General features: G+C 74.8%; 13 protein-coding genes. 8 read left to right on the top strand and 5 right to left on the bottom strand.

Annotated elements, in window-relative coordinates; translation table 11 throughout:
• Positions 1–448 precede the first annotated feature (448 nt).
• Entirely contained in the window at positions 449–1,222 is a 774-nt protein-coding gene (locus ACIBEA_RS20075) for a DUF4097 family beta strand repeat-containing protein (protein WP_399262655.1), read from the top strand.
• A 26-nt stretch (positions 1,223–1,248) separates the two neighbouring features.
• Here ACIBEA_RS20075 and ACIBEA_RS20080 read toward each other — a convergent pair whose 3' ends face one another.
• Entirely contained in the window at positions 1,249–1,776 is a 528-nt protein-coding gene (locus ACIBEA_RS20080) for a DUF1877 family protein (protein ID WP_399262657.1), read from the bottom strand.
• Between the two features lie 149 nt (positions 1,777–1,925).
• Here ACIBEA_RS20080 and lon point away from each other — a divergent pair, with 149 nt between their 5' ends.
• Together lon and ACIBEA_RS20090 are read left to right on the top strand one after the other, a co-directional pair.
• The gene (gene lon, locus ACIBEA_RS20085; RefSeq protein WP_399262659.1) at positions 1,926–4,322 is read left to right on the top strand and encodes an endopeptidase La; all 2,397 of its coding nucleotides are present in this window, start codon (positions 1,926–1,928) and stop codon (positions 4,320–4,322) included.
• Positions 4,323–4,421: 99 nt separating this feature from the next.
• Complete coding sequence (locus ACIBEA_RS20090; protein WP_399262661.1) at positions 4,422–4,868, top strand: MarR family winged helix-turn-helix transcriptional regulator; 447 nt, start codon at positions 4,422–4,424, stop codon at positions 4,866–4,868.
• Positions 4,869–4,944: 76 nt separating this feature from the next.
• On the opposite strand, the gene ACIBEA_RS20095 is transcribed toward ACIBEA_RS20090, so the two are convergent.
• Positions 4,945–5,736, bottom strand: a complete 792-nt coding sequence (locus ACIBEA_RS20095; protein ID WP_399262663.1) for a hypothetical protein — start codon at positions 5,734–5,736, stop codon at positions 4,945–4,947.
• Positions 5,737–6,198: 462 nt separating this feature from the next.
• Here ACIBEA_RS20095 and ACIBEA_RS20100 point away from each other — a divergent pair, with 462 nt between their 5' ends.
• The 5 genes from ACIBEA_RS20100 to ACIBEA_RS20120 all read left to right on the top strand — a co-directional run bounded on the left by ACIBEA_RS20100 (position 6,199) and on the right by ACIBEA_RS20120 (position 12,068).
• Positions 6,199–9,177: a nitrate- and nitrite sensing domain-containing protein gene (locus tag ACIBEA_RS20100; RefSeq protein WP_399262665.1), complete on the top strand. Its 2,979-nt coding sequence runs from the start codon at positions 6,199–6,201 to the stop codon at positions 9,175–9,177.
• Complete coding sequence (locus tag ACIBEA_RS20105) at positions 9,174–9,683, top strand: roadblock/LC7 domain-containing protein (protein ID WP_399262667.1); 510 nt, start codon at positions 9,174–9,176, stop codon at positions 9,681–9,683. Before ACIBEA_RS20100 ends, ACIBEA_RS20105 begins: the two co-directional genes overlap by 4 nt.
• On the top strand, positions 9,680–10,072 hold the full coding sequence (locus ACIBEA_RS20110; RefSeq protein WP_399262668.1) for a DUF742 domain-containing protein: 393 nt from the start codon (positions 9,680–9,682) through the stop codon (positions 10,070–10,072). The genes ACIBEA_RS20105 and ACIBEA_RS20110 overlap by 4 nt, the downstream gene beginning before the upstream one ends.
• On the top strand, positions 10,053–10,682 hold the full coding sequence (locus ACIBEA_RS20115; protein WP_399262670.1) for a GTP-binding protein: 630 nt from the start codon (positions 10,053–10,055) through the stop codon (positions 10,680–10,682). Before ACIBEA_RS20110 ends, ACIBEA_RS20115 begins: the two co-directional genes overlap by 20 nt.
• A gap of 75 nt (positions 10,683–10,757) precedes the next feature.
• The gene (locus ACIBEA_RS20120; protein ID WP_399262672.1) at positions 10,758–12,068 is read left to right on the top strand and encodes a styrene monooxygenase/indole monooxygenase family protein; all 1,311 of its coding nucleotides are present in this window, start codon (positions 10,758–10,760) and stop codon (positions 12,066–12,068) included.
• Here ACIBEA_RS20120 and ACIBEA_RS20125 read toward each other — a convergent pair.
• From ACIBEA_RS20125 to ACIBEA_RS20135, 3 genes are all read right to left on the bottom strand, one after another.
• Positions 11,969–13,378, bottom strand: a complete 1,410-nt coding sequence (locus ACIBEA_RS20125; protein ID WP_399262674.1) for an NlpC/P60 family protein — start codon at positions 13,376–13,378, stop codon at positions 11,969–11,971. The genes ACIBEA_RS20120 and ACIBEA_RS20125 overlap by 100 nt on opposite strands.
• Before the next feature lie 216 nt (positions 13,379–13,594).
• The gene (locus ACIBEA_RS20130) at positions 13,595–13,855 is read right to left on the bottom strand and encodes an SHOCT domain-containing protein (RefSeq protein WP_399262676.1); all 261 of its coding nucleotides are present in this window, start codon (positions 13,853–13,855) and stop codon (positions 13,595–13,597) included.
• Positions 13,855–14,289, bottom strand: a complete 435-nt coding sequence (locus ACIBEA_RS20135; protein WP_399262678.1) for a DUF6325 family protein — start codon at positions 14,287–14,289, stop codon at positions 13,855–13,857. The genes ACIBEA_RS20130 and ACIBEA_RS20135 overlap by 1 nt, the downstream gene beginning before the upstream one ends.
• Positions 14,290–14,345: the final 56 nt, after the last annotated feature.

A 14,345-nucleotide genomic window follows, 5' to 3' on the forward strand; every position in this document is an offset into this window, starting at 1 on the left:
GCCGCGCCCCCGGGCGGGGGCCCCGCCGCGGCCCCCCCCCCCCCCCCCGCCGGGGCCCCCCCCCCCCCCGGACGGGCTGAGTTGGGCGGGCCTCGCGCGCCGGGCGGGCTGAGTTGGGCGGGCCTCGCGCGCCGGGCGGGCTGAGTTGGGCCGGGCGGGTGCTGCCTCCGGCGGGTCCTCAAGTGCCGGACGGGCTGAGTTGGGCGGGCCTCGCGCGCTGGACGGGCTGAGTCGGGCGGGCCCCTAGCACCGGACGGGCTGAGTCGGGCGGGCCCCTAGCACCGGACGGGCTGAGTCGGGCGGGGCCTCAGGCGCCGGACGGGCTGGATCGGGCCCTCGCCGGAGGCGGGTCGCGTCGGTAGCGGGCGGACGGGGGTGGTGCTAGCACCACCTCGGGACGGGTAGCAGCGTCATCGATCGGCCGGGCCCAGGTCGTGAGACTGGTCGCATGACTTCACGCCGCGCCCTCACCCTGCCGGTCACGGCCCTCGCCGCCCTCGCCGCCGGCCTGCTCGTCTCCGGCTGCACCCCCGACCTCCTCGCCGGCGGGGACCAGAAGACGACGAAGACCGCGGCCGCCGACGCCACCGTCGCCGAGGCCGTCACCTCGGTGGAGATCAAGGACGCGCGCAGGGGCTCCATCGAGGTGGTTCCCGGCAACGGCCCCGGCGTAGCCGTCCACCGCACGGTCCACTACCGCGGCGACACCGTGCCGCGCCCCGACCAGCGGGTCATGGCCGGCGCCCTCACCTTCACCGACGACTGCGGCGACGGCACCTCCTGCTACGTCGACTACCGGCTGGAGGTGCCGGCCGCGGCCAAGGTGAAGCTGGGCACGAGCAGCGGCTCCATCAAGGTGACGGGCGTGGCGGAGGCCGACCTGGAGGCGAGCTCCGGATCCGTACGGGCCGACCGGATCGCCGGGGCGCTGCGCGTCTCGACCTCCTCCGGCGAGATCACCGGTACGGCACTGGGCGGGCCGGGCGCCGAGGTGAGCTCCAGCTCCGGCGACGCCCACCTCGACTTCACGCGGGCGCCCTCCTCGGTGACGGCGCAGGCCAGTTCGGGGAACGTGACCCTGCGCGTGCCCGGCGGCCCCTACCGGGTCGGCGTGAGCACCAGCTCCGGCGACCGCGAGGTGAGCGTCCCGACGGACGCGGCGGCCGCGGCGCGCCTGACCGTGACGACCAGCTCGGGCGACGTGAAGATCACAGCCTCCTAGACCTGGATGAGCTCCTGGACGACCCCCTAGGACAGCCACACCAGCAGCGCGTCACCGTCCGCCGCCGCGGCGCGGAAGAAGGGCAGCAGCTCTTCGTAGCGGGCCACGACGCCCTCCAGCGACGCCCCGCCCTCCCAGGCGTGCACCGGGTAGACGTCGGCACGGGCCAGGTCGGCCGGGCCGACGCCGCCCACCAGCCGCTCGCTGCCCGTCGCCGCCATGGCCGCGGCGGCGGTCCGCACCTGCCCGGGCGTCAGGCAGCGCGGCGGCCCGTAGCTCCACGCGGCCGCCCCCGCCCCGGCGCCCTCCGACCCGCTCCAGGGGAGCGCCTCCTCGCCGTGCGCGATGTCGACGGGGAAGCCGATGCGCCGGGTCAGGAACCCGAGGGCGTCCCATGCCGTACCGGTAGTGCACCACCGCTCCCCGCCCGTCCCGCCCGCCCCGAGCGCCTCCTCGGCCCGCGCCCCCAGGCACGCCTCGACCCAGGCCGGATCGCGCCGGGCGCGCTCCAGCTCGTCGACGGTCAGCCGGACGTAGCTCCCGAGGATGCTCATGCGCGAAGGGTAGGACCGACCACTGACAACGGCTCCGGGTCCGGGGAGGGCCGGACGCGTTCGCCCCGGGCGAACGGGGGTTGGGGAACATCGGGCGGCGCACAAGCATTGAGTCGGCATAGCTCAACTTCGCTGCCGGAGGGAAAATCATGGCTTCGACGTCCGTAACGCTCACTCTGCCCGTGCTGCCGCTTGACGACGAGGTCGTGCTGCCGGGGATGGTCGTTCCGCTGGACCTGTCCGACTCGGAGGTGCGCGGTGCCGTGGAAGCGGCCCAGGCCGCCGCCGGGACCGGGAAGCCACGGGTGCTGCTCGTACCGCGGGTCGACGGGAAGTACGCCGGGACCGGTGTGCTGGGCACCGTCGAGCAGGTGGGGCGGCTGTCCGACGGGGATCCCGGGGCTCTGATCCGGGGCCGCGGCCGGGTCCGGATCGGGGCCGGTACCACCGGACCCGGGGCCGCCCTGTGGGTGGAGGGGGAGACGGTCGACGAGCAGGTGCCGGAGCCGCTGCCGGGCGCCGTCGCCGAGCTGGTCAAGGAGTACAAGGCGCTCGTCACCAGCTGGCTCAAGAAGCGCGGCGCCTGGCAGGTCGTGGACCGGGTGCAGCAGATCGAGGGCGTCTCGGCCCTCGCCGACAACTCCGGCTACTCGCCGTTCCTGACCCTGGAGCAGAAGCTCCAGCTGCTGGAGACGGCCGACGCCGTCGCCCGCCTGCGGCTCGCCGTCACGATGCTCAGCGACCACCTCGCCGAGCAGGACGTGGCCGAGTCCATCGCCAAGGACGTGCAGGAAGGCGTCGACAAGCAGCAGCGCGAGTTCCTGCTGCGCCGCCAGCTGGACGCCGTGCGCAAGGAACTGCGCGAGCTGAACGGCGAGAAGGAGGGCGAGGAGTCCGACGACTACCGCGTCCGCGTCGAGGCGGCCGACCTGCCCGAGAACGTCCGCGAGGCGGCCCTCAAGGAGGTCGAGAAGCTGGAGCGGTCGAGCGACCAGTCGCCCGAGGGCTCCTGGATCCGCACCTGGCTGGACACCGTGCTGGAACTGCCCTGGAACGAGCGGACCGAGGACGAGTACGACATCCAGGGCGCCCGCGCGATCCTCGACGCCGAGCACGCCGGGCTGAGCGACGTGAAGGACCGCATCACGGAGTACCTGGCCGTGCGCAAGCGCCGCTCCGAGCGCGGGATGGGCGTCGTCGGCGGCCGTCGCGGCGGGGCCGTGCTGGCCCTGGTCGGGCCGCCCGGGGTCGGCAAGACCTCGCTCGGCGAGTCCGTGGCGCACGCCATGGGGCGCAAGTTCGTCCGGGTCGCGCTGGGCGGCGTACGGGACGAGGCCGAGGTCCGCGGACACCGGCGGACGTACGTCGGCGCGCTGCCCGGCCGGATCGTGCGGGCCATCAAGGAGGCCGGGTCGATGAACCCGGTGGTGCTCCTGGACGAGATCGACAAGGTGGGCTCCGACTACCGGGGCGACCCGGCGGCGGCGCTCCTGGAGGTCCTGGACCCGGCCCAGAACCACACCTTCCGGGACCACTACCTGGAGGTCGAACTGGACCTCAGCGACGTGGTCTTCCTCGCCACCGCCAACGTGCTGGAGGCGATCCCGGAGGCGCTGGCGGACCGCATGGAGCTGGTCCGGCTGGACGGTTACACCGAGGACGAGAAGGTCGTCATCGCCCGGGACCACCTGCTGCCCCGGCAGCTGGAGCGGGCCGGACTGGCGGCCGAGGAGGTCACCCTCGGCGAGGACGCGCTGCGCAAGCTGGCGGGCGAGTACACCCGCGAGGCGGGCGTGCGCACCCTGGAGCGGTCCATCGCGCGGCTGCTGCGCAAGGTGGCCTCCCAGCACGAACTGGGCGAGCGCGAGCTCCCCTTCCGGATCGGCGCGGACGATCTGCGGGGTCTGATCGGGCGACCGCACCACGTGCCCGAGGCGGGCCAGGACCCGGCCGAGCGGCGCACCGCCGTCCCCGGTGTGGCCACCGGCCTCGCCGTGACCGGCGCGGGCGGCGACGTGCTCTTCGTGGAGGCCTCGCTGGCCGACCCGGAGACCGGGGCCGCGGGGCTCACCCTGACCGGCCAGCTCGGTGACGTGATGAAGGAGTCGGCGCAGATCGCGCTCAGCTTCCTGCGCTCGCACGGCGCGGAGCTGGAGCTCCCGGTCGCCGACCTCAAGGACCGGGGCGTGCACATCCACTTCCCGGCGGGCGCGGTCCCCAAGGACGGCCCGAGCGCGGGCATCACGATGACCACGGCGCTGGCCTCGCTGCTGTCGGGCCGCCAGGTGCGGACGGACGTGGCGATGACCGGTGAGGTGTCGCTGACCGGGCGGGTGCTGCCGATCGGCGGGGTCAAGCAGAAGCTGCTGGCCGCGCACCGGGCCGGGATCACCACCGTGATCATCCCGAAGCGGAACGAGGCGGACCTGGACGACGTACCGGCCGAGGTGCTGGAGCGACTGGAGGTGCACCCGGTGACGGACGTGCGCCAGGTGCTGGAGCTGGCCCTGTCGGCCGCGGCGGAGCCGGTGGTCGTCGCCGCCTGACCGGGCGGACGGCCCGGGGTCCCGCTGCGGCGGGGTCCCGGGCCGTCGCGCGATCCGCTGCTCGATACTGGTGTTCCACACCATCGATGGGAGCAGTACGTGCACGGGAGCGAAGACCAGGAGTTCCTCGCGCTGGAGCGGGAGCTGTCCGTCTTCCTCCGGAGGGCCCGCGCCTCCTCCGGCGAGATGGCCCGGGCACTGCACCCGGAGTTGGAACCGGCGGCGTACGGTCTGCTCACCCGCCTCGAAGCGGCCGGCCGCCAGCGGGCCACCGACCTCGCCGTCTACTTCGGCGTCGGCAAGGCGACCATGAGCCGCCAGCTGCGCGCCCTGGAGACCCTCGGGCTGGTGGCCCGCGAACAGGACCCGGCCGACGGCCGCGCCTTCCTGGTCGACCTCACCCAGGAGGGCCGGGAGCGCTTCCTGCGGGTCCGCTACGCCCGCCGCGAGCAGTACATGCGCAAGCTCGCGGACTGGGACCGCGGCGAGGTCGCGGAGCTGGCCCGACTGCTCAACCAGCTGAACCAGGGCGCCGAGACCGAGTGACCCGCCCGCGGGCCCGCGGCTCCGCGGGCTCCGCACAGGCCCGCGGCTCCGCACGAGCGCACGGCGCCGCGCCGGCTCACAGCTCCGCGTAGGCCGCCGAGGCGTCGTCGTGGACCTTCGAGCGGACCCCCGGGCCGCCCGCGGCCGCCGCCGCGGATTCCAGCGCGCGGACCCGGTCGATCAGCGCCTCGGCGCCCTCCTTGCGCAGCACCGCCATGCAGTCGGCCCAGTCGCCCGCCCCGAAGGTGTCCGTCCAGCGGCTCGCTCCGTCCGTCAGCGCGGCCAGCGCCACCACCCGGTCGCGCGGGGTCCGGCCGGTGACCGCCCGGACGGCCACCGACGGGTCGGCGGCCGCGGTGAAGAAGGCGCCCGGCGCGTCCGCGTTGCGCAGCACGTCGGTCGCCGCCTCCGAGCGCAAGAGCTCGGCGGGCACCCGGTCGAGCCGGTCGTCGAGCACGGCCGTCACCCCGCCCTCCGGTCCGCGGAGCAGCAGCACGGAGTCGGACAGGACGAGGTGTTCGACGTACTCCGCGTCCCAGCGGACCACGACCACCGTCGCCTGTGGCGTGCGGACGTGAGAAAGGTCACAGGTTTCGCGGTGCGCGTCCGCCGTGCGGCGGATCGCCTCGGCGAGCACCCCGTCGAGGGGCATGTCCCCGTGCGATCCGGACAGTTCGGTCAGGTGTCCGCCGAGCCGGGCCACGAACCACGGCACGCCGTGCCCGCAGCCGACGTCACCGCTCGGGGGCGTGACCCCGTCCAGCGCGACGAGTACGCCACCGCCGCCCGACGTGGGCAAGCCGGCCGACAGCCAGTCCTCGTTGGGGCGTTCCGGGTTGCCGGGGGCGGAGGAGAGGTCGATGCGCATGCGGACAGTCTGCCCGGGATGTCCGGTCCGTCGGGGGTCGGGCGGGGGTCGGGCGAAGGTCGGCGGGGGCGCGGGCGGGTGAACGGGCCGGGTCGCGGCGGAAGTGCCGCGGCGGCGGGCGAGGGGTCGGCCGACGCGGCCAACGCCGCCCGAATGGTCCGAAAGTGGCGGAATCGAAGGGTCCGCGCAGCTGTGGGCGGGCATCCTGTCAAGCACCCATGGATCTTTCAACCGTCTGTCCGGACACCGGCCCTGACGAGGGGCTGCCCGAGTTGTTCGTCAACTCCTCCGTGTTGTTCACTCGTTCAAGTGGCCGGGTGAGCGATGTGCGGCTCTCTCCCAAACACACTGCGAAGGTCTGAAGCGGTACGAGGGGGCAGGGGGCGTTTACTTGTTGACCGGCCGGTACCTCGGCCACACGAGTAGACGAGCACGAGCACACGTACAGGATTGCGAGCACCGGTGCAGAAGAAGCCGTCTCGGAAGAACGGCACCGCCGCCACCCCTGCCGACGGCCACGCCGCGGCAGGTCGTGCGGGACGCACCGTACGGGTGCGCCGCAGGCTGGTCATGGGCGTTGCCGTCACCGGGCTCACCGTCCTCGCGGCCGGTGCCCCCGCGGTGGTCACCGCCACCTCCGAGCTGAACGACTCCCAGCAGTTGGTCACCCTCGCCGACCGGACGCAGCAGACGCTCACCCTGACGCACCTGCTCGCCGACGAGCGCGACGCCGTCACCGAGTACGTCGCCAAGGGGCGCCCCGCCACGGGCCCCGCGGGCAGGTCCGTCGTCGACGGACGCGCCGCGGGCACCGACCGGCAGACCGGCGAACTCCGCGCGGCGGCCGACGAACCGCTCGCCCAGGCGCTGGGCCGGATCCAGGGGGTGCGCGCCGAGGCCGTGGGCGGCAAGGGCGGCGCCCTGGCGGCCCACCAGGCCTACTCGGCCCTGCTCGCGGAGCTGACCGCCCCGAGCGCCCAGCTCGCCGAACTGACCCCGCCCCGCGCCACCGGAGCACTCGCCACCACGCGCCCGCTCGCCCCCCTCGGCCAAGCCGTGGAGCAGGCCTCGGCCACCCGCGGGCTGCTGCTCGCGGCGCTGGCCGTGCCGCGCGGCGAGCAGCCCCAGAACGCCGCCGCCGTCGACGAACTCGCCACCGCCGCCCAGCGTTCGCGGGTGCGGGAGCTGGCCGCGCTCGACGACTTCGCGCGCGCCGCCCGACCCGACGTGCGCCAGACCCTCGCCGCGACCGTCACCGGCCCCGAGGTGAAGAGCGCCGAGGACTACCTCAAGCGGCTCACCGACCGGCCCACCCTCACCCCCGCCGACCGCAAGCTCGACGGCGAGGCCGTGGGGAGCGCGCTGTCGGCGCGCATAGACCGGATGCGGACCGTCGAATCCACCCTCGCGGGGGAGCGTTCCAGCGCGCTGGCCGCGCTGCGCGACGATGACGTGACGGCCCTCGAACGTACGATCGCGATCCTCGGCGCGCTGTTCCTCTTCGCCGTCGTCTTCGCGACCGCCGTCGCGCGCTCCCTCACCCGGCCGCTGTCCGTCCTGCGCCGCGGGGCCGCACGGCTGGCGACCCCCGAGGGATCGGTGGAACCGGTCCGCTTCACCGGGCGCAACGACGAGTTCGCCGAGGTGGTCCGCCACCTCAACGCGGTGCGCGACCAGACCGTCTCCCTGCACACCCGGGTCGCCGGGCTCGACGCCGACCGCCGCCGCCTCATCGGCCGCAACGAGGCCCTCAGCAGCGGCCGCAGCGCCCTGGAGGACGAGCTCGCGCGGCTGCGCGCGGGGCTGGAGGAGCACCGGCGCATCATGTCGACGACCTCCGTCTCGCTCTCGCTGCGCACCCTCGGCCTGGTCGAGCGACAGCTCGCGGTCATCGAGGAGCTGGAGTCCAAGGAGCAGGACCCCGACCAGCTCGCCACCCTCTTCAAGCTGGACCACCTGGCGACGGTGATGCGCCGCCACAACGAGAACCTGCTGGTCCTCGCGGGTCAGGAACACGGGCCCGGGCACGCGGGCGCGGTCCCGCTGGTGGACGTCATGCGGGCCGCGGTGAGCGAGATCGAGCGCTACGAGCGGGTCGACCTCGCGGCGCTGCCGGGTGCCACGCAGGTGGCGGGGCACGCGGCCGACGACATCTCGCACGTACTGGCGGAACTGCTGGAGAACGCGACGACCTTCTCGCCGCCGGAGGCCAAGGTCAAGGTCTCCGGGTGGCTGCTCGACAACGGCGACGCCGTGCTGTCCGTCATCGACGAGGGCATCGGGGTCAGCGGGGACCGGCTCGCCGCCCTCAACTCCCGGCTGTCGGCGCCGGAGGCGTACGACGAGGAGCCCGAGGCGGAGCACGGGCTGGGCCTCGGGCTGTACGTGGCGGGACGTCTCGCCGCGCGCCACGGCGTCACCGCCGAGCTCCGCGTCTCCCGCGGCGGCGGTACGGAGGCCCTCGTGGTCGTTCCGGCCGCGCTGCTGCCGGTGGGCGTGCCGGGCTCCCCGGTGCAGCACCTGACGGCCCCGGAGGGCTTCGCCTTCCTGGACCTCCCCGGCGTGGTGGCCGAGGCCAACGGCAACGTCCTGGCGGCTCGCCCGCGCGGCGAGGGCGCGCCCGTGCCCGCCCCCGTGCCCGCCCCCGCGCCGGAGGCGACGCCGTCCGACGCCACGGACGCGCCGGACGCCCAGGGTGCCCAGCACGCTTCGGACGACACCGCTCCGGCGGGCGAGCGGGAGTGGATCCCGGTCGTACCGCTGAGCGAGAAGACCCCCGACCCGTCCCCCGACCCGTCCCCGGAACCGGCCTTCGAACCGGCCCCGGACCAGGACGCCGCCGCGGCGGACCCGGAGGTGCCCGACGCCGAGCGCACGCTCGAAGTCCGGCTGCCGGTGCTGCCGCAGGCCGCGGAACCGGTGGCGGAACCGGTGGCGGAGCCGGCCCACGAGCCGGCCGAGGAACTGCTGGCCCGCGTGGTGCCCTCCGTACCGGACGTCGCCCCCGCGGCCCCGCTGCCGCGGCGCGGCGACCTGCCCGGGCGCAAGGTGCCCGGCGGCCAGGAACTCCTCACACCCGCCACCCGCGCGGAGCACGGGCACGCCCAGGCTCCCGACGCACACGGCGACTGGGTGCCCCGGCAGGGCAGCCACCCCGCCGCCCTCGCCGACGAGGCGGTCACCGACAAGGGCCTGCCGAAGCGCACCCCGCGCACGGTGGCGGCCCCCGGCCGGGCCGCGGGTTCCACCACCACGGCCGGCGCCGGGACCCAGGCCGGCGGCGACGCCGAACCCAAGCGCGTCGACGCCGAGGAACTCCGCCGTCGCCTCGGCGGTTTCTACCAGGGGTCCAGGGACGGGCGGCGCGTCGTGGAGGCCGAACTCGCGGACGCCGAGGGCCAGACAGATCCGGGGGACACCGCACAGGAGGCACGCACATGACCGCGCCCAGTACGTACGGACTGAGCACCCAGGCCCGCAACCTGCAATGGCTGCTCACCGACCTGGTCGAGGAGGTGCCCGGCATCGTCTCGGTCGCCGTCGTATCCTCCGACGGCCTGCTGCTGCTCTCCTCCGAACCGGGCCCGACCGCCGGTGACGGTGAGGGTGACGAGGACGGCGGAGCGGAGCCCGGAGCCCGTCCCAGGGGCCCGCGGGGAGCCACCGCCGACCTCGCGACCATCGTGTCCGGGATCGGCAGCCTCACCACCGGCGCCGCCCAGCTGATGGACGGCGGGGGCGTCAAGCAGACGATGGTGGCGATGGAGCACGGCTCCGTCTTCGTCACTGCGATCAGCGACGGCTCCCTGCTCGGCGTGCACGCCACGCCGGACTGCGACATGAGCGTCGTCGCCTACCACATGGCGCTCTTCGTCGGCCGCGCCGGCCACGTCCTGACCCCCGAAGTCCGCAGCGAGCTGCGCCAGTCGATGGAGAACACCTCGTGAGGAGTCCGGCCACCGACCGGCTGCCGATACGCGGCGCGGACCGGCGCCCCGCCCGCGTCCGCCCGTACTCGCTCACCGGCGGGCGCACCCGCTTCGCGCAGGTCCTGCACGTCGAGAGCTTCGTCGCGACGCTCGACCCCGGGACCAAGGCCCCGCCGGCCCGGCCCGACAAGATGCCCGAGATGCGCGCGATCGTCGAGCTGTGCCGCCGCATGCGCACGGTCGCCGAGATATCCGCACTGCTGAAGCTCCCGCTCGGCGTGGTCCGCGTGCTCGTCAGCGACCTCGCCGACCAGGGAAGGATCCGCGTCTACGGGACCGGGTACGGCACCGGCCGCCCCGACCGCGCGCTGCTCGAAAGGGTGCTCAGTGGGCTCCGCCGTCTTTGACCCGACCGCCCCCGCGGATCCCGCGGACGATCCCGTCCAGCCCTGGCAGTACGACCGCTCCCGCGCCCCCGTCGCCGTCAAGGTGCTGGTCGCGGGTGGCTTCGGGGTGGGCAAGACCACCTTCGTCGGCTCGGTCTCGGAGATCACTCCGCTGCGCACCGAGGCGGTGATGACCCAGGCGAGCGCGTCGACGGACGACCTGACGGGGACCCCGGAGAAGGACACGACCACCGTCGCGATGGACTTCGGCCGGGTCACGCTCGACGACGACCTGGTCCTGTACGTGTACGGGACGCCCGGCCAGAAACGTTTCTGGTTCATGTGGGACGACCTCGTGCGCGGGGCGATCGGCGGCATCGTGCTCGCCGACACCCGCCGCCTGCGCGACTGCTTCCCGGCCCTCGACTACTTCGAGAGCTGCGGGCTGCCGTACGCCGTCGCCGTCAACCACTTCGAGGGTTCCGACTCCTACGAGCCCGAGGACGTGCGGGAGGCGCTGACCATCGCCGAGTCCGTGCCCGTCGTGGTCATGGACGCGCGCGACCGGGCCACGGTCGTGGAGTCCCTGCTGACGCTCGTGGGCCACGCCCTGGACGCCACCCCCGAATAGCCCCTCGCGTACCGCCCGTACGCACGTGGGCATGTACGCCCGTGCCCCCCGTATCGCCCGGAGAGACACACCGCCATGCGCAAGATACTCATCGTCGGAGCCGGGCAGTCCGGTCTCCAGCTCGCCCTCGGTCTCCAGGCCAAGGGGTACGAGGTCACCCTCATGTCCAACCGCACGCCGGACGAGATCCGCGGCGGCCGGGTCATGTCCACGCAATGCATGTTCGACACGGCGCTCCGGCACGAGCGCGACCTGGGGCTGAACTCCTGGGAGGACCTGGCTCCGCGGATCGAGGGGGTCGGCGTCTCGGTCGCCGCCCCCGACGGCTCCCGCCCGATCGACTGGATCGGCCGGCTCAAGGGCTTCGCGCAGTCCGTGGACCAGCGCGTGAAGATGGCGGGTTGGCTGGACGCCTTCGTGCGGCGCGGCGGCCAGCTGGTCATCCACGGCGCCTCCCTCGCCGACCTGGACTTCTTCTCCCGCACCTACGACCTCGTGCTCGTCGCGGCGGGCAAGGGCGAGCTGGTCTCCCTCTTCGGGCGGGACGCGGCGCGTTCCCCGTACGACGCCCCGCAGCGCGCGCTCGCCGTCTCCTACGTGCACGGGCTGGGCCCGCGGCCCGAACACCCGGACACCGAGGCGGTCCGCTGCAACCTGGTCCCGGGCGTCGGCGAGCTGTTCCTCATGCCCACGCTGACCACCTCGGGGCGCGCGGACATCCTCTTCTGGGAGGGGCTGCCGGGCGGCCCGCTCGACGTCTTCGACGGGATCAAGGATCCGGCGAAGCACCTCGCCTTCACCCTGGAGCTGATGGAGCGCTTCACGCCCTGGGAGTTCGCGCGGGCCAAGGACGTGGAGCTGACGGACGCGGGCGCCACCCTGGCCGGCCGGTACGCGCCGGTCGTCCGCAACCCGATCGGCCGGCTGCCCGGCGGCGGGGTGGTGCTGGGCGTCGCGGACGTGGTCGTGGCGAACGACCCGATCACCGGACAGGGTTCCAACTCGGCGGCCAAGTGCGCGGCCTCGTACCTCTCCTCGATCCTCATGCACGGGGACAAGCCGTTCGACGAGGCCTGGATGAAGGCCACCTTCGACAAGTACTGGTTCACCACCGGCAAGCCGGTCACGCAGTGGACCAACGCGATGCTGGGCGCCCCGCCGGAGCACGTGCTGGAGCTGATCGGCGCGGCGGGGCGGCTCCAGCCGGTCGCGGACCGCTTCGCCAACGGCTTCGACAACCCCGCCGACTTCGACGCGTACTTCTACGACCCCGAGGACACCGCGGACTACCTCGCGGAGGTCGCCTCGGCGGCCTCGCCCGCGCCGGACTCCGAGGACGCCCCGGTGGCCGAGGACGCGCCGGGCGGTGCCTCCTCGGAGGAGTAGCCGCTGTCGTCACCCGCCGCCGCGGACCCGGCGGCCGATCCGGCGCCCTCGGGCAGCGGCGGCGGGCTGTACGACGCCAGCGCGACCCCGTCGGGATCCGGCCGCACGGCCCCCAGCAGCGGGTTCGCGGCGATCGGCGACACCTTGACCTCGGCCCCCGGGCGGGGTGCCTGGATCACCTTGCCGTTCCCCACGTAGAGGGCCACGTGGGTCGCCTTGGGGAAGTAGACCACCAGGTCCCCGGGGCGCAGCCGGTCCAGCGGCACCTTGGGGAGCTGCGCCCACTGCTCCTGGCTGGTGCGCGGGATCGAGCGTCCGGCGTGCGCCCAGGCCTGCGAGGTGAGCCCCGAGCAGTCGAAGGAGGCCGGCCCCTCGGCGCCCCACACGTAGGGCTTGCCGATCTGCTCGCTCGCATAGGCGAGCGCGGCGCCGCCCGCCGCGCTCGGCGTACGGGTGCCGGCCGCGCCGGGGCTGCCCAGGCGCCCCGAATCCACCAGCTCCCGCTGCGCGTCGGCGCTCTGGCCGCGCTCCCGGTCGGCGAGCTCGGCCAGCTGCGTGGCGGTGAGCGAGGCCAGCAGTCGCTCGACCTCCTTGAGCCGCGCCGCGGCCTCGTCCTTGTGGCGCTTGCGCTCCGCCGTCAGGGTCTGCTGGGCGTCCAGCGCCTTGCGGGCGGCCGCCGCCAGGGTCCCGGCCTGCTGCTCGCCCTGCGCGAGCCGGGCCAGTACGCCGGCCCGACGGGCGCCCTCGTGCGCGGCGAGGCGGCGCTCGTCCAGGGCGCTGTTCGGGTCGCCCGACATCAGCATCCGGGCGTACGGGGAGAAGCCGCGGGCCCCCCGGTACTGCTCCCGGGCCAACCGCCCGGCCAGCGCCTGCTGGGCGCCGACCTCGGTGCGGGCCCGGCCGAGGTCGGCGCTGAGCCGGCGCTCCTCGGCGCGGCGCGCGGTGAGGGCGACTTCGGTGGCGTTGTAGGCCTCGGCGGCCTCCTCGGCCTTCTGGTAGAGCCCTTGCATCCGGGCGAGCAGCCCGCCCACGGCCGGCGCACCGGGCGCCCCGGGCAGGGCTTCGGCGGCGCCGGTGGCTCCGGGGGTCCCGGCCGCTCCGGGGGTCTCGGGAGCCTCGGGGGCTTCCGGGGTCTCAGGGGTCTCGGGCGCGGCCGGCGTCCGTGCGGACCCGGGGTCCGCGCCCGGCGCGGCGGGCCCCGAGGGCGGTCCGACCGGGGGGCCGACCGAGGGCGCGGCGACGGCGGACAGCGGGACGGTCGCGACCAGGGTCGCGGCGATGCAGGCGGCACGCAGCAGCCGACGTGACATGGGATCACCTCCGGGGAACCGAGGGCGTGATCGTGCCACGACCGGTATGACAAATCCCCCACCCGAGTCGGCCGGGTCGCCGCCCCCACCCGTCCGGCGCAAGGCACCCTCCGGTGGCCGCGCAGCTGCTGATCCGGTGCCGCGCGGGTGCCGCCGCAGCTTCCCCGCCGCTTCCTCGCGGGTGCCCCCGCGGGCTGCGCTCCGGCTCCGCTCCGGCTAGCCCTTCAGCAGGCGCGCCTTCGCCGCCGAGAACTCCTCCGGGGTCAGCAGGCCCTCCCGGGCCAGTGCGCCGAGCCGCTCCAGCCGACCGGCCAGGGCGGCGGCCTGCGGGGACATCGGGGCGGTGGCCGCCGCGCCGCGGGCGGGTTCGCCGCCTTCCCAGACGTACGCGCCGCGGGTGAGCAGGCCCCGCAGCAGCGGCCGCCCCGGCGGGCGCTCGGCGGGGCGGGCCACCGCGTGCACCGGTCGGATGAACATCACGCAGCTCCCGTTCCGCCCGTGGGCGTCCGCTCCATGGGCGTCCGCTCCGCGGGGATGCGGTCCGCGGGGATGCGGACCGAGCCCGCGATCCGGCCGCCCGCCGCCCGTACGGCGATCGCCGCGTCCTCGGCCCACACGTGCTCGACCAGCACCAGCAGCGCGCAGCTGCCGCGGTCCAGCAGGTCGGCCGCCTCGCGGACGTCCTCCGGCCCGATGAGCGGGGCCGCCTCCCGGCCGGTCAGCAGCCCGTGCAGTTCCTTGAACTCGTCGAACTCCGCCGCCAGCACCTCGCCCGCCGCCGTCTTCGTGGCCACGAGACCGTCGATCAGCCGGACGTTCCCGCTCTTGCGCAGGCCCATCACGGCCGCGACCGCGGACACCCGCAGCTGCTCCTCCGGGAAGGCGAGGACGATGAACTCCACAGGCCCCATGACCCCGACTCCTCGACTGACAGGCGCATGCGCGACCACTTCTGACGACTCTTCGG

The organism is Streptomyces sp. NPDC051555 (assembly GCF_044454405.1).
Lineage (GTDB): Bacteria > Actinomycetota > Actinomycetes > Streptomycetales > Streptomycetaceae > Streptomyces.

Excerpts from the sequence above, each read along its gene's own strand:
- ACIBEA_RS20075 (WP_399262655.1), top strand. The coding sequence starts at position 449 with ATGACTTCACGCCGCGCCCTCACCCTGCCGGTCACGGCCCTCGCCGCC.
- ACIBEA_RS20080 (WP_399262657.1), bottom strand. The coding sequence starts at position 1,776 with ATGAGCATCCTCGGGAGCTACGTCCGGCTGACCGTCGACGAGCTGGAG.
- lon (WP_399262659.1), top strand. The coding sequence starts at position 1,926 with ATGGCTTCGACGTCCGTAACGCTCACTCTGCCCGTGCTGCCGCTTGAC.
- ACIBEA_RS20095 (WP_399262663.1), bottom strand. The coding sequence starts at position 5,736 with ATGCGCATCGACCTCTCCTCCGCCCCCGGCAACCCGGAACGCCCCAAC.
- ACIBEA_RS20105 (WP_399262667.1), top strand. The coding sequence starts at position 9,174 with ATGACCGCGCCCAGTACGTACGGACTGAGCACCCAGGCCCGCAACCTG.
- ACIBEA_RS20120 (WP_399262672.1), top strand. The coding sequence starts at position 10,758 with ATGCGCAAGATACTCATCGTCGGAGCCGGGCAGTCCGGTCTCCAGCTC.
- ACIBEA_RS20125 (WP_399262674.1), bottom strand. The coding sequence starts at position 13,378 with ATGTCACGTCGGCTGCTGCGTGCCGCCTGCATCGCCGCGACCCTGGTC.
- ACIBEA_RS20130 (WP_399262676.1), bottom strand. The coding sequence starts at position 13,855 with ATGTTCATCCGACCGGTGCACGCGGTGGCCCGCCCCGCCGAGCGCCCG.
- ACIBEA_RS20135 (WP_399262678.1), bottom strand. The coding sequence starts at position 14,289 with ATGGGGCCTGTGGAGTTCATCGTCCTCGCCTTCCCGGAGGAGCAGCTG.